This window comes from Ornithinimicrobium cryptoxanthini (assembly GCF_023923205.1).
Taxonomy (GTDB): domain Bacteria; phylum Actinomycetota; class Actinomycetes; order Actinomycetales; family Dermatophilaceae; genus Ornithinicoccus; species Ornithinicoccus cryptoxanthini.
Genome location: NZ_CP099490.1, coordinates 1,250,061 through 1,264,481 on the forward strand (window position 1 = coordinate 1,250,061; position 14,421 = coordinate 1,264,481).

The following is a 14,421-nucleotide window of genomic DNA, read 5'->3' on the forward strand; positions in this document are numbered from 1 at the left end:
TTCTTGACCATCAAACCGGCTGGGCCATCGGTTCGGTTGCCGGCGTGTCCGATTGGCGGTTCGCGAGACGATCCAAACCACCCCAAATGTGGCGCGAGTCGCGGTCCGAATCACCTGACACACGGGCGGGCGGGAATCCTCGGGGGGTGTCAGTCGTTGGACACCACGAGAATGATCGCGCCAGAACGGGAGTCACCCATGGCCAGTGCTGCACGCCGCCCCCTCCGCTGGGGCGCCCTGATGGGCGTCGCCACCGCCATCCGCTCCGCGAGCCAACCCGGCTCGCCCGGCCTCGGCTCACGACTGGCCGCCCTGCCACGCATGGCACGCGCCGTCACGACCAAGCGCTACACCGGCATCGACAGCTCAAAGCTGCTGATGATGCTTGCTGCCGTCGGTTATGTCGTCAGCCCCATCGACCTGATGCCGGAGGCGATGCTCTTCGTCGCGGGTCTGGGGGATGACGCGCTCGTCATCGGCTGGCTCGCCGTCACGGTCATCAACGCCATCGACGACTTCCTCGACTGGGAGAAGAACGGCACGGCCTATCCCGGCCAGGTCATCCACGACGAGCAGGTCCCGCACTACGACGTCGTCTGACCGAGCCCGGCTGCGCAAGAAACCAGGTGGGGCCGGCCCCCACAACGACAAGAAGGCCCCGCGCAGAGCGCGGGGCCTTCTTCGTGCTGTTGGTCAGCTCAGAGCGGGCGAACCTGCTCAGCCTGCGGACCCTTCGGGCCCTGGGTGACGTCGAACTCCACCTTCTGGCCTTCCTGGAGCTCGCGGTAACCGGAGCTGTCGATGGCGGAGTAGTGAACGAAGACGTCAGCGCCGCCCCCGTCCTGCTCGATGAATCCGAAGCCCTTCTCGGAGTTGAACCACTTCACGGTGCCTGTAGCCACTGGTGCTGCCTCTTCTTGGTTGCTGTCGGGGCCCACAAGTGCGGCGCCTCCGGACTGCCGAGCACGTCCAGGATCCTGCACCCCGGTTCTCACGGGAAGCACAAACCTTGCAGGACACTCACGACAGGTCGAGATGACGCTAGCACGGAGGAGGTGACCTGGCCAATATCGTTGCGCATCAGAGAGCCTGATTGCACGGACTGTGTCCTGTCCAGGGCCGCGTCACAGCGCTATTCTGTCTCGCAACGCCGGGATGAAAGCCAGGCTCATGAATCTGCGAGAGCAAGCCGCGGTGCGGGACACGATCGTTGCCAGCAACGGCTCCACTGATGTGCGCATTCTGCTCACGGGCACCACGATCATGACGATGGGGCCGCGGGGCGTGGTGCGCGGCGACCTTCTGCTGAGCGGCGGCATGATCGAGGCTGTCGGCCCCGGGCTGGCGGACCAGGTCGGGGCCGCGATCGTCATCGACGCGAGCCAGACGTGCGTCGTGCCCGGGCTCGTCGACTCCCACCTGCACGCCTGGGAGGGCCAGTTGCGGGGGATTGCGCCCGACGCCGACTTCGGGCGCTACTGGGCGCTCACCCACGACGGGATCGCGCAGCACTATCGCCCCGAGGACATGGCAGTCGCCGAGCGGCTCTCCGCCGCACACGCACTCAACGCCGGGACGACGACGTTCATCGACAACAGTCACAACTCGCGCACCCGAGACCACTCCAATGCCGCCATCGAGGCGCTGATCGCCACCGGCATCCGCGCTGTCTATGCGGCCGGTGGTGCCCAGGCCGGCGACCATGATCACCAGTTTCCCGAGGATCTGCTGCGACTGCGCGACGAGTACTTCTGCGGTGGTCAGGGTCTCGTCACGCTCCGGATGATGGACGTCATGCCGTCGCGCGAGGCGTGGACCTTTGCGGCCGAGCACGGCTTCGACCTCTGTGCGGAGATGGGGTCCTGGGTGCCCGGCATCGAGTCACTCGCCGACACGGGGCTGATGGCGCCCGGGCACACCTACAACCACTGCTCGGGTTTCAGCAGGACGATGTGGCAGGCCATCGCCGACAGCGGGGCCGCGGTGAACCTGGTCCCACGGTCCGACTCGCAGTACGGACTCGGCGGCTTCTCACCAGTCCTGGAGGCCAACCGACTCGCCATCCAGGAAGGCATCAGCTCCGACAACGAGCTCAGCTATGCGCATGACATGTTCACCGAGATGCGCACCCTGCTCACCGTCCAACGAGGGCTCTCGTTCACTGCGGAACTCGCTGGCGAGGTGGACGTGCCCCGACCGTATGGCGTGGCGGACGTGCTCCGAGCCGCGACGGTCGGCGGCGCCCTCAACGCAGGCCTGCAGGACGAGATCGGCACGATCGAGCCCGGCAAGAAGGCGGACCTGGTGCTGATCACCCTGGACGACGTCACGACCCGGTTGCGGGGCTCCGACATCGGGGCCGTCGTCACCTACGGCTCCGCGGCGGTCGTCGACACGGTCTTCGTCGACGGCAAGGTCAAGAAGTGGGGCGGCGAGCTGGTCGGCGTCAACTATGACCAGCTCGCCCGCGAGGGTGAGGCTTCGCGCACCTATCTGCTTGAGCAGTTTGGCGTCACCACGGATGGGCTCCACGTCGGGCTCTGAGCGCCCGAGCCCTCACTCCCGGGAAGCAACCTCGGCCTCGACGTCTCCGTCGCCGTCCGCCTCCTCCTTGGCGGCGGCGGCCTTCTTGAGCTGCTTCTCGCTCGGCGCGGACCGCCCCAGCTCGACCGGCAGCTCGGGAGCCGCCTGGCCCAGCACGTGCTCGGCCAGGAAGCCCGAGACCACCTGGTACCACACCTTCGCGTGCTGCGGCGAGAGGATCCAGTGGTTCTCGTTGGGGAAATAGAGGAACCGGTGCGGCGTGCGACCCTCGTCGTCGGCCGGCAGCCCGGAGGCCGAGAGCAGTTCGTACCACAGCCGCAGACCCTCACCGATCGGGACGCGATAGTCCTTGTCGCCGTGGATCACCAGCACCGGCGTGACGATCTGGTCGACGAACCGGTGCGGACTGTTGGCCTCGCCCATCTCAGGGGTCATCTCGCGCTGCCAGTAGAACGCGGCGTCGGTCGTCGGGCCGAACTGGTCGAGCGCCCACAACGACGCGTGCGTGACGATCGCCTTGAACCGGTCGGTGTGCCCGGCGACCCAGTTGGCCATGTAGCCACCGAACGACCCGCCCATCGCCGCCGTCCGCGACTCGTCGATGTCATCGCGGGCCACCACGGCGTCGGTGACCGCCATCAGGTCCTCGAACGGCGCCTGCCCCCACGCACCCCAGCCGCGCTGGATGAACTCCTGCCCGTAGCCGGTGGACAGCGCCGGGTCCGGCAGCAGCACGGCATAGCCCTGGGTCACCATCAGCCAGGGGTTCCACCGCCAGGTCCAGGCGTTCCACGACCCGAGCGGACCGCCGTGGATCCACAGGAGCAGCGGGTGGCCGTCCGCGCCGCCGTCGCCCTCAGGCAGCGCGAGCCACCCGCGCACGCGCACCCCGTCGGCGGTCGTGGTCTCGACCTCCTCCAGGCGCCCGGGGATGTGCGGGCGCTCGACCGGTCCCGGGAGCTCGGTGACCGCGCCGCTGGCCAGGTCGAGCGCCACCACCTCGGCGGGGAAGAGATAGCTGGAGCGCACGGCATACGCGCTGCTCCCGTCGGGGGAGACGACGACCTCGGAGTATGCCGAGTCGTCGCTGGTCACCCGGCTCACCTCACCGGTGGTCACGTCGATCGAGAAGATCGGCGCACGGCCGTCCTCGTCAGCGATGACCAGCAGGGAGCGACCGTCGGGCAGCCAGGCTGCCGGGCGCGCCCAGCGGTCCCACTCCGCAGCCAGCGGCGAGCGCTCGCCGGTGGCCAGGTCAAGGAGGTTGAGCACCGGGTGCGGCGCCTGCTCGGGCGTGCTCTGGGTGTCGACGATGACCACGGCCCGCGAGTTGTCGGGGCTGATCAGCGGCGCATAGAACTCATGACCGGGCTCGTCGAGCAGCACGGTGCGCTCGCCGGTGGCCAGGTCGATGCGGACCAGCTGGCTGCGCTGGCTGCCGCGGGCCTCGGGGACGCTGAGCGAGACGAGGGCAAAGGTGCCGTCCGGGCTGAGGGTCGGATCCCCGTCGCGCATGGCGGCGCCGACGCCCTCTGTGACCAGGCGCAGCTTCAGGGGCGGCACGTGGTCGGTGGTGGTCGGGCGCTTCGGGGTGTTGTCCGCGTCCGGCTCGGCCACGAACAGCTGCGGCGCGCTCGGGCCGAGGTCGGCGTCCCAGAACCGCACGGGGTAGCCGTCGTGCAGGATCGCGTGCACGTCGGCGTCCTTGCGGGCCTTGTGGATCGCGGCGTGCGAGGTCTCGTCGGTGGCCCCGGGCAGCACGCTCGCGACCACGGCCGTCACGTCGGCGTCACGCGCGCAGAGCACCTGCGACACCCCGCCCGGGCGCGAGTGCACGACCCGCGCCTCGCCGCCCTCGGCCGGGATCTCCCACAGCGCGGCCCGGGGCGTCTCGTCGTCGCTGTCCGGGTTGGGCCGGGCCGAGGTGAAGAAGAGCGCACCGGTGCTGCTGAACGCGGCGCCCGCCTCACCCTTGGCGCTGCGCGTGATGCGGTATGCCGCGCGCTCACCGGTGGGGTCCAGGCCCCAGAGTGCGGTGGCGTAGCCCGTCCCGGCCCGGTTGATCGTGGTCACCGTCGTGACGAGCCGGCTGCCGTCGGGGCTCAGCGCGAGACCACCCAACCGGGGCATCGCGACATAGTGATCAAGATCGTCGAACACGGTGGGGGCGGCCTGCGGCTCCGGTGTCATGGTTCCTTCTTATCATTGGCGTCCGACAGCAACGCTGGTGCGGCGTTCGGTCAGCCGGCCCCACGGCATACATCATGGAATCACCGGGCCGGCCCGCGCGTTGTGCATCGTGAGACCTGAGGAGGACTGACGTGATCGACCCGAGTTCGCTCTATCAGTTGGAGCCCGAGCCGGCCCGGCAGCCGCAGCACGCGCCGCTGCTGCACGTGTCGCTCGAGGGCTTCATGGACGCCGGCAACGTGCGCAGCCAGCTGACCGGGCACCTGCTCGAGCACCTGGAGCACACGGTCGTGGCCAAGTTCGAGATGGACTCGCTGATCGACTATCGCTCGCGCCGGCCGATGATGACCTTTGACAGTGACCAGTGGAGCGACTTCGAGGAGCCCGAGTTGGTGCTCTATCGGGTCATCGACCGCTCGGGGGAGCCGTTCCTGCTGCTCGACGGCATGGAGCCGGACTTTCACTGGGAGGCGTTCGTCGAGGCCGTCCACCAGCTGTGCCTGGGCTTCGGCGTGCGGCGGATGGTCTCTGCACACGGCGTGCCGATGGCAGTGCCGCACACCCGCCCGATCGGCGCGACGAGCTATGCCAGCAACCGTGAGCTGCTTGGCCCCGCCGACCCGATGTTTGGGACCGTCAAGGTGCCCGGCAGCGCTGAGTCGCTGCTGCACCTGCGCCTTGGCAACGCCGGCGTCGAGACGATGGGCGTGGCGGTGCACGTGCCGCACTATCTGGCCGAGGCACAGTTCGGGGACGCCGCGGTCGCGGCCCTCGACAAGCTGGTCGGCTTCACGGGCGCGGACCTGCCCCGCGACGCGCTCGCGGCCGCAGCGGGTCTGAACCGTGCCGAGATCGCTCGTGAGCTCGCCGAGAACGAGGACGCCGCCGAGGTGGTCGCGGCACTCGAGCAGCGCTACGACCGCTTCGTCGAGGGGCAGCGCAAGCGCAGCCTGCTGGCGGCTGAGGTGGGCGAGCTGCCCAGCGCCGACGAGATCGGTGCGCAGTTCGAGGACTTCCTGCGCGAGGTCTCCGACGGCGAGGAGTCCTCAGAGCAGGAGTGAGGCGGGGGTCCACCGCTCGAGCGGGACCCGGCTGTTGGCTGAGACCGGCCGCTCGATGAGGATCCATCCGTTTGACCTCCCGAATGCAGGCCGCGGCAGACAATCCGGCGGTCGAAATCTCCGACAGATCGGCCCCGGTGCGCGACGTGCGTACCGGGGCCGCTCTGAGTTGTCGGAGCTAGTCAGTTGTTGTCATCCCAACGCGGCGGGGGAGGTGGGAGCTGCTGCGTCTGGTCGCTCTCGTTGTCCTGCGCGTCGTCGCCATGGTCGGCCTCGGCGCGCTCGCGGTCGCCCTGCTCGCCGCTGCCCTGCTCACCGTCGCCCTGCTGGAAGGACGGGTCAGGGGTGGCATCCGGGCTTGAGGCGGCACCGGGGATGGGCTGTCCCGGAGACCAGGCCGTCGCCCCCGAGGAGGGCTGCTGGCTCGCGCCGTAGGAGCCCGGAGCCTCCTGGCCATAGCTCTGCTGGCCATAAGCCGTCTGGTCCTGCTGCGGCTGACCATAAGCAGTCTGGTCCTGCTGCGGCTGTTGGCCGTACTGCTGCTGGCCATAGCCCTGCGTCGGGTCCTGCGAGGCGTCGCCCTGCCCGTACTGGCTGTAGCCCTGGGTCTGGTCTTGGCCGTAGCCCTGCTGGCCGTAGCCCTGTTGCCCGTAGCCCTGTTGCCCGTAGCCCTGCGTCGGATCCGGCGCGCCATAGGGACCCTGACCAGGTGGGCCGTAGCCCGGGGGCACCGTCGGGAACTGTTGCGTCTGGTCCGGTCCGTAGGAGCCCTGGCCCTGAGCGGGAGCATAGGGCGACTGGCCGTAGGGGGACTGGTGCGGGTCGGCATACGGCGCCGCGCCGGAACCGTAGGAGCTGTACTGATAGGGCTGGTCGGCTGGCGCCGCCCTGCGCTTCCTGCGCGTCATCAGCGCCCCGAGGCCGAGGATCGCGGCCAGGGCCAGGGAGATCCCGCCCAGGATCAGACCGAGGTTGCCGATGATGCCGGGGGCGGTGGTGCGGGTCGCGTTGGGACCGACATAGACCGCCGCGTCGGTGCCCTCGCAGGAGACCGGGTAGGTGCCCGCGTTGAGCGTGCTGGGCGTGCGCGCCACCTCATAGAACGGACGGTCCTGGACGTCGACCGAGTAGGCCGCGGTCGGGCGCTCCATCGTCGCCTCGCCCACCGTGCAGACCGTGTCATCTCGCACGTCCTCCTCGGCCCAGAGCGACATGCCGCTATCAGGGACACGGACCGACTGGCCCGCGTTGATGCCGGTCATGTTCGGGGTGGCGGTGTTGAGCACGCCGAAGAGCCCGAGCCCCAACAGCACCAGACCGGCCAGCGTGAACAGCACCGCAAACGAACCCAGGGCCCGTGATGCGCCGGATGACCTCTGCCCATTACCCATGCCAGAAACCTAACGCACCCCACTGTCACTCGAGCCTGCACCTCCGCGCCACCGGTGGCAGGATGAGGCAAAAGCGCCGCAGGCAAGTTGCGGTCGAACAGACAGGAGAGCCCGTGGGCCTGTTCGGGATCGGCAGAGACAAGGAACCAGAGGCCGCAGAGGCCCTCGACGAGAGCGGCGTCACCGCTCGCACCGCCAACGCACTGGTCGGCAGGCTGATGGACGTCGGCATCGACGGGCTCGGTCCGCTCGACTCCGTCACCGAGATTGTCGACGAGGCGCTCGCAGACAAGAGTGGCCAGCGCGAGAAGGCGATCGACAAGATCGTCCGTTCCCACATCAAGATGGGGGCCGCTGGCGGGTTCGCGACCGGGTTCGGTGGCTTGTTCACGATGGCTGTCTCGCTACCGGCCAACATCGTCGGGTTCTATGTGATCGCGACCCGGATGGTGGGCAGCATCGCGCACATCCGCGGTTATGAGCTGGGCAAGCCCGAGGTGCGCGCCGCCATCATGCTCACCCTCGTGGGCGGGGACTCCCAGGACCTGCTGGCCAAGGCGGGGATCACCGGTGGTGGCCGGCTCGCGCAGGTGGCGATGCAGCGGCTGCCCAAGACCGCCGTGATGATGATCAACAAGGGCGTGGGCTTCAAGCTCGCCACCCAGCTCGGCACCAAGACCGTCAGCCGGTTCACCCGGGCTATTCCGGTCGCCGGTGGCCTGGTCGGCGCCGGCCTGGACGGCTATCTGTTGAACAAGATCGCCGACTTTGCCCGCGAGGAGTTCCCCGCCCGGGCGCTGACCGAGTCGAGCGTCTGAGCCTCCGACTTATCCACCGGGCATCTCGCCCGAGCGCGTCGTCCACAGATCCGGGCGCACCTTAGGCAGCGGGTGTGCCCGGATCTGAGGGTGGCCGTATGACGACGCCCAAGATCCGCTTCACCAGCCTGGCCGACCTGGTCGTGAGCCTGCCCCACCAGCTCGGCTATCGACCGGTGGACAGCCTGGTCCTGACCTTCCTCGCCCGCGGCGACGCAGCACCTGCCACCTCATCGCCGACACGGATCACCCTCAAGTGCCGGGTGGACCTGCCCCCTGACGCGCGCTGCCGCAGCCAGGTCGTGCAGATGCTCGCCGACGTCGTGCGCCGTGAGAAGCCTGCAGGGGTGATCCTGTGTGCCTTCGAGACCGACCAGGACTCCACCGAGACGCTGGCCGCGGTGAGCCGGATGTGCGAGTCGAAGGGCGTCGGGGTCGGTGGGGTGGCCCGGGTGCGCGGCGACCGTTGGCACGAGGTCGGGGACGACGGGGGAGTATGGCGCACTCTCCCGGCCGTGGAGAACGTCCCGGCGGTCGCCGACCTGGTCTATCGCGGGATGCAGCCCGGCCCGAGCCGGGCTGAGCTGACAGCCCGGGTCTGGGGAAGGTTCGACACCGACCAGGCCGACCAGGCAGTGCTCCTGGCCGAGCTCGACGCCTATGCGGACCGCTTCCTCGAGACGCTGCACCGCACGCGTGGTCCGGCGCGGGAGGGGGAGCCCTCGGGCGCGGGAAGCTCCTCGGGGACGACAGATGCGGCGGGCGCGGAGGAGTCCGCGGGCGGGGCCGCTGCCGCGGGCGCGGAGGAGTCCTCGGGCGGGGCCGCTGCCGCGGGCGCCGGCCCGCTGGTCTCGGAGCTCCGGTTCGTCGAGCGCGGGGCGAGGGCATGGCAGCGGATGCTCGACACGACACCCGGCGCGCCGACGGTGCGCGACCTGCCGCCGGCGGTCGTCGCCCAGGGGTTGGCCATGTTGTGGGACCGCGACTTCCGTGACGCGTTGATCAGCTGGCTGGCACCGGGACAGCTTGGTCCTGGAATGCTTCCCGCCGAGGTCTGGGCTGCGTTCGTGCGTCACCTGCCGCTGTCGAGGCTGTGCGACAGCAGGCGGTTGGACCGGCTGGTCGAGGTCTGCGGCCTGGTCCCGGACGAGGTCGCGGCGCCTGTGCTGTCCGTGACGGCTCAGTGCGCCTGGATCCTCAACAACGGCACGATCGCCAACATCGCAGTCGAGCGTGCTCTGGAGTTCCAGCCGGAATACACCCTGGCTCAGCTGATCGATCAGCTGCTGCAGCACGGTGTGCGGCCGCCGGGGGGTCCGTTCGCTGTGGTGGCCTGAGGCCGAGGAGCCAGGGTCGTGCCCGCCGGGTGTGGGCGCGGTGTGTGCGCCGGGTGTGCGCGCCGGGTGAGGGCGCCGGGTGTGGGCGCCCCGGTTTGGCCCATGGATGCGGGCGCTGACTGGTCCGTCCACGACGTGTAATCTCCCTGTGAACGGCCGCACCCCTGGAGAGAGAGCTAAACATGACGATCGTCGTTGGATATGTGCCCACCAAGGAGGGCCGCGCCGCGCTGCGTCGGGCTGCCCAGGAAGCGTCGCTGCGTCACCTCAAGCTGGTCGTGGTGAACAGCCACCGTGGCGGCCGCGACTTCGACGCCCAGGAGGCCCAGCGCTTCGAGACCGAGCTCAGCCGGGTGCAGTCCCAGCTGGACGCCGAGGGCATCGAGCACGAGGTGCGCGCGCTGGTGCGTGGCAACGAGCCGAGCGAGGACCTGATCGAGGTGGCCGAGAAGTCCGGTGCCGAGTTCATCGTCATCGGGCTGCGTCGCCGCACGCCGGTGGGCAAGCTGATCCTCGGCTCGAACGCCCAGCGGATCCTGCTCGACGCCTCCTGCCCGGTGCTGGCTGTCAAGGCCGACGAGGTCGACGACGCGTGAGCAGACGGACTGTCGTCTGAGCAGACGGACTGTCCCAGCTGGAAACTTACCGACGGCCCGGTGGTCATCGCCGCAACCACGCGCACCCCGCGTGACTCCTGCGGCCGGTGACCGCCGGGCCGTTTGTGTTGTTCGGAGCGGGCTCCGGCATCCGTGCTGGTCAGGGACTTGCGCCGGGTGCGGGAACAACTCTGGACCGGTCAGGGTTTTATAATGTCAACAGGTGCTTGTCCGCTCCACTCGGTGGACAGCCTGGATTGCCAACACTCCGACCGTCCTGGGTGCTCCTCCGTGCCCGGCGAACTTTCCTCCGAGTCCGCCCCGCGAGCACCCCAGAAAGTAGCTGGTGCAACCCGTGACAGCCAAGAAGTCCGCTCCCATCCCCGACGCTGACCTGCCGGCCGAGTTCAGCAAGCCCGAGCTGGAGACGCTCTTCAAGCGCGGCAAGCAGTCTGGCCAGGTGACGATCTCCCAGGTGCGCGACGCACTGGAAGTTGCCAAGCTGCCGGACAAGAAGACCCAGGCGAAGGTGCTGCGCGTGCTGCACGACCACGCGATCGCTGTCGAGATGGACGGCACCGAGGCCACACCAGCAAAGCGGACCCGCAAGACGGCGGCCAAGAAGACTGCCGCGAAGTCCACCACGGCTGCCCCCAAGGCCGCTTCGAAGACCGCTGCCACCAAGACGGCGACGACCAAGACCGCGACGAAGGCGGCTCCTGCGAAGGCTGAGACCGCCAAGACCACGGCGTCGAAGGCGGCCCCGGCCAAGGCTGCGCCCGCGACCAAGAAGGCCGCGACGACCAAGGCGGCCGCCGCTAAGACGGCGACGACCAAGACCGCTGCGGAGGCTCCGGCCAAGGCTGCGCCCGCGACCAAGAAGGCCGCGACGACCAAGGCTGCTGCCACAAAGACGGCTGCTGCCAAGACTGCTGCGACCAAGACGGCAGCCACGAAGACTGCAGCCACCAAGACCGCAGCCAAGGCGAGCACTACTCGTGGGGCGGCCAAGGCGGCCGCTGGCGAGAAGGCTCCGGTGGCCAAGAAGGCGACCGCCCGTCAGACCGCGGCGGCCAAGAAGGCTGCCGCCAAGGCGGCCGCCGCCGAGGTCATCGACGACGAGGATCTCGACGCTGATGAGGACGCCGACGACGAGGACAAGTCGAGCGAGAATGTCGTCGCCACTCCCAAGCCGGCCGCAGGCAGCGCATCCAACGCCGAGGACACGGGCTTCGTCCTGAGCCAGGGCGATGACGATGACGCTCCGGCCCAGCAGGTCGTCACGGCCGGCGCCACCGCCGACCCGGTCAAGGACTACCTCAAGCAGATCGGCAAGGTCGCCCTGCTCAACGCCGAGCAGGAGGTCGAGCTCGCCAAGCGGATCGAGGCCGGCCTCTTTGCGGAGGAGCGCCTGAAGTCGGGCGACAAGATCGAGGCCAAGCTCAAGCGTGAGCTGTGGTGGATCTCCCAGGACGGCAAGAACGCCAAGAACCACCTGCTCGAGGCCAACCTGCGGCTGGTGGTGTCGCTGGCCAAGCGCTACACCGGTCGCGGCATGCTCTTCCTGGACCTGATCCAGGAGGGCAACCTCGGGCTGATCCGTGCGGTCGAGAAGTTCGACTACACCAAGGGTTATAAGTTCTCGACCTACGCCACCTGGTGGATCCGCCAGGCGATCACCCGCGCGATGGCCGACCAGGCCCGCACCATCCGCATCCCGGTGCACATGGTCGAGGTCATCAACAAGCTGGCCCGCGTGCAGCGCCAGATGCTCCAGGACCTGGGCCGCGAGCCCACCCCGGAGGAGCTGGCGGCCGAGCTGGACATGACGCCGGAGAAGGTCGTCGAGGTCCAGAAGTATGGCCGCGAGCCCATCTCGCTGCACACCCCGCTGGGCGAGGACGGCGACTCCGAGTTCGGTGACCTGATCGAGGACTCCGAGGCAGTCGTGCCGGCCGACGCGGTCAGCTTCACGCTGCTCCAGGAGCAGCTGCACTCGGTGCTGGACACGCTGTCCGAGCGGGAGGCCGGCGTGGTCTCGATGCGCTTCGGGCTCTCCGACGGCCAGCCCAAGACCCTGGACGAGATCGGCAAGGTCTATGGCGTGACCCGCGAGCGCATCCGCCAGATCGAGAGCAAGACGATGAGCAAGCTGCGCCACCCGTCGCGCTCCCAGGTGCTGCGCGACTACCTGGACTGATCGGCCGACCTGCCTGACGGCATACCGCCAACGTCGTGACAATATGCTCTGCCCCACCAGCCGGGGCAGAGCATATTGCGTGGAGGGTGCGTATGCCGTGGGCCCAGGTCTGCGGAAATCTCTGGTCCGTGCCGGCTGTCGGGTCTACGCTGAAGGGTGGCCTTCAATGCGGCGGACTCCTATGACAGATTCATGGGGCGCTTCTCCCGCCCCCTCGCGCAGGTCTTCGCGGACCGCACCGGTGTCCGGGCGGGCCAGCGCGCGCTGGACGTCGGGTGCGGTCCCGGTGCCCTGACGGAAGTCCTCATCGAGCGGCTGGGGCTCGACCACGTCGAGGCCGTCGACCCGTCCCCGCCGTTCGTGGCTGCCATCGCCGAGCGCTTCCCGGGGCTGAGCGTCCGGGAGGGGACGGCCGAGCACCTGCCGCACGCCGACGACAGTTTCGATCTGAGCCTCGCCCAACTGGTGGTGCACTTCATGGCTGACCCGGTCGCCGGGCTCAGGCAGATGGCCCGGGTGACCCGACCGGGTGGCACGGTGGCGGCGGCTGTCTGGGACCTCACGCCGGGCGCACGCGGACCGGTGTCGCCGTTCCAGACCGCCGTGGCCGAGGTTGATCCGAGCTGGGTCGTCTCCCAGGCCAGGCCGGGCGGGGCGCGGGGTGAGCTTGGCGAGCTGTTCCGGTCGGCAGGGTTGAGGCAGGTCGAGGAGAGTGTCCTGACTGCCGAGGTCCCGATCGCATCCTTCGAGGACTGGTGGGAGCCGTTCCTGCTCGGCATCGGTCCGGCCGGGGACTATGTTGCCGGTCTCGACGAGCGGGCCCGCCACGAGCTGCGCGAGCGCACCCGGCGGCTGCTGCCCGATGGGGCCTTCACGATGCCGGTCGACGCCTGGTGCGCCGTCGCCACCGTGTGAGCGCCCCTAGCTAGCTGTCCTTGGGGATCGCGTGCAGCATCTCCCGCGTGGGACGGTCCACGTGATCGGTCCACTCCTCGTGCTTGGTGACGTATTTCTTGACATAGGGGCACACCGGGACGATCCGCAGCCCCTCCTCACGCGTGGCCCCCAGCGCCTCCTTGACCATGACGCCTGCCAGGCCCTGGCCACCGAACTCCGGGAAGACCTCGGTGTGATAGAAAACGCGACTGCCGTCGTGGTCGACGAACTGCGCGAACCCAGCCGTGGTGCCGTCGACGGTCAGCTCAAAGCGGTCGGGGCCGGTCTGCTTGGTGACTTCAGGTTCCATGTGGCCACCCTGCCACCACCGGTGAGTCCGTGCTCAGCGGGCCCAACCTCGCGCGGATAGAGTCGGGTGCGTGCGAGCAGCCGTGAACCTCCGCTACGGGCCACCGGACGTGGTCTCGGTCACCGAGGTGCCCGTTCCCGAACCCGGTGACGGCGAACTCCTCATCCGGGTGGATGCGACCACGGTCAACCGCACCGACTGTGCTTATCGCGCCGCCCGACCGTTCTTCATGAGGTCGTTCACTGGTCTGCGCCGCCCTCGGCGCACGATCCTGGGCACCGAGTTCGCCGGTGAGGTGGTCGGCCTGGGTGAAGGGGTGGACCGGTTCGCCGTGGGAGACCTGGTCTTCGGCTACTGCGAGGGGCGGTTCGGGGCGCACGCGGAGTATGCCGTGGCACCCCAGACCTCGTCGGTCGCCACCGTCCCGGCCGGGGTCCCCCTGACCACGGCCGCGGCGGCCACCGAGGGGTTCCACTACGCCCGGTCCGCCCTGCGTCGCGCCGGGGTGGGGCCGGGCCAGCACGTCCTGGTCATCGGTGCGACGGGCGGGATCGGCTCAGCGGCGGTGCAACAGCTCGCGGCCATGGGGGTCAACGTGACCGCAGTGTGCGCCGGTGAGCACGCGGACGTGGTCCTGGAGCTGGGCGCCGACCGCGTCGTGGACTACCTGACCGAGGACTTCAGGGACCTGCCGCAGCAGTTCCACCTGGTCTTCGACGCCGTCGGCAAGAGCTCCTTCGGCCGCTGTCGTCGGCTCCTGCGCCCGGATGGTGTCTATGTCTCATCCGAGCTCGGGCCCGGCTGGCAGAACCTGCCGTTGTCGTTGGTCGGGACGATGCGCCGGGGCCACCGCCGGGTGGTCTTTCCGTTCCCGGAGGACAACCAGTCAGTGGTGGAGGAGATCCGCGACCATCTCGCGGCCGGGACGTTCCGCCCCCTGATCGACCGCACCTATCCGTTGGAGGACATCGTGGCTGCCCACCGCTTTGTCGAAACCGGGCAAAAGATCGGCAACGTGGTGATCACGCTGTCCTGATG

Annotated in this window: 13 protein-coding genes; 9 read left to right on the forward strand and 4 right to left on the reverse strand. The window is 69.1% G+C overall.

All coding sequences use genetic code 11. From position 1 onward, the window contains the following. The first annotated feature begins 198 nt into the window (after positions 1-198). On the forward strand, positions 199-600 hold the full coding sequence (locus NF557_RS05845) for a YkvA family protein (RefSeq protein WP_252622564.1): 402 nt from the start codon (positions 199-201) through the stop codon (positions 598-600). Between the two features lie 98 nt (positions 601-698). Here the strand turns inward: NF557_RS05845 and NF557_RS05850 are convergent, their stop codons facing one another. Continuing rightward, positions 699-902 (reverse strand): cold-shock protein, encoded by a 204-nt coding sequence (locus NF557_RS05850; RefSeq protein WP_252622565.1) that lies wholly within the window; start codon positions 900-902, stop codon positions 699-701. A 292-nt stretch (positions 903-1,194) separates the two neighbouring features. Here NF557_RS05850 and NF557_RS05855 point away from each other — a divergent pair, with 292 nt between their 5' ends. Continuing rightward, positions 1,195-2,544, forward strand: a complete 1,350-nt coding sequence (locus tag NF557_RS05855) for an amidohydrolase family protein (protein WP_252622567.1) — start codon at positions 1,195-1,197, stop codon at positions 2,542-2,544. A 12-nt stretch (positions 2,545-2,556) separates the two neighbouring features. Here NF557_RS05855 and NF557_RS05860 read toward each other — a convergent pair whose 3' ends face one another. Beyond that, a complete protein-coding gene (locus NF557_RS05860; RefSeq protein ID WP_252622569.1) occupies positions 2,557-4,734 on the reverse strand; it encodes an alpha/beta hydrolase family protein in 2,178 nt (725 codons plus the stop codon). Positions 4,735-4,865: 131 nt separating this feature from the next. Between NF557_RS05860 and NF557_RS05865 the strand changes: the two genes are divergently transcribed. Then, the gene (locus NF557_RS05865) at positions 4,866-5,795 is read left to right on the forward strand and encodes a PAC2 family protein (protein WP_252622571.1); all 930 of its coding nucleotides are present in this window, start codon (positions 4,866-4,868) and stop codon (positions 5,793-5,795) included. A 182-nt stretch (positions 5,796-5,977) separates the two neighbouring features. Here the strand turns inward: NF557_RS05865 and NF557_RS05870 are convergent, their stop codons facing one another. Next, the gene (locus NF557_RS05870) at positions 5,978-7,186 is read right to left on the reverse strand and encodes a hypothetical protein (protein WP_252622573.1); all 1,209 of its coding nucleotides are present in this window, start codon (positions 7,184-7,186) and stop codon (positions 5,978-5,980) included. 113 nt (positions 7,187-7,299) lie between these two features. Between NF557_RS05870 and NF557_RS05875 the strand changes: the two genes are divergently transcribed. The 5 genes from NF557_RS05875 (at position 7,300) to NF557_RS05895 (ending at position 13,052) form a co-directional block, all read left to right on the forward strand. Further along, positions 7,300-8,004 carry an EcsC family protein gene (locus NF557_RS05875; protein ID WP_252622575.1) on the forward strand — a complete coding sequence of 235 codons (705 nt, stop codon included), beginning with the start codon at positions 7,300-7,302 and terminating at the stop codon, positions 8,002-8,004. A gap of 98 nt (positions 8,005-8,102) precedes the next feature. Continuing rightward, a complete protein-coding gene (locus tag NF557_RS05880; RefSeq protein WP_252622577.1) occupies positions 8,103-9,341 on the forward strand; it encodes a DUF4192 domain-containing protein in 1,239 nt (412 codons plus the stop codon). Between the two features lie 182 nt (positions 9,342-9,523). Further along, positions 9,524-9,937 carry a universal stress protein gene (locus tag NF557_RS05885; protein ID WP_252622579.1) on the forward strand — a complete coding sequence of 138 codons (414 nt, stop codon included), beginning with the start codon at positions 9,524-9,526 and terminating at the stop codon, positions 9,935-9,937. 346 nt (positions 9,938-10,283) lie between these two features. Beyond that, positions 10,284-12,137, forward strand: a complete 1,854-nt coding sequence (locus NF557_RS05890; RefSeq protein ID WP_370584459.1) for an RNA polymerase sigma factor — start codon at positions 10,284-10,286, stop codon at positions 12,135-12,137. 156 nt (positions 12,138-12,293) lie between these two features. Beyond that, positions 12,294-13,052, forward strand: coding sequence for a class I SAM-dependent methyltransferase (locus NF557_RS05895; RefSeq protein ID WP_252622581.1), 759 nt, complete (start codon positions 12,294-12,296; stop codon positions 13,050-13,052). Between the two features lie 10 nt (positions 13,053-13,062). Here the strand turns inward: NF557_RS05895 and NF557_RS05900 are convergent, their stop codons facing one another. Further along, a complete protein-coding gene (locus NF557_RS05900) occupies positions 13,063-13,383 on the reverse strand; it encodes a GNAT family N-acetyltransferase (protein WP_252622583.1) in 321 nt (106 codons plus the stop codon). A gap of 70 nt (positions 13,384-13,453) precedes the next feature. Between NF557_RS05900 and NF557_RS05905 the strand changes: the two genes are divergently transcribed. Continuing rightward, complete coding sequence (locus tag NF557_RS05905) at positions 13,454-14,419, forward strand: NAD(P)-dependent alcohol dehydrogenase (protein ID WP_252622585.1); 966 nt, start codon at positions 13,454-13,456, stop codon at positions 14,417-14,419. Positions 14,420-14,421: the final 2 nt, after the last annotated feature.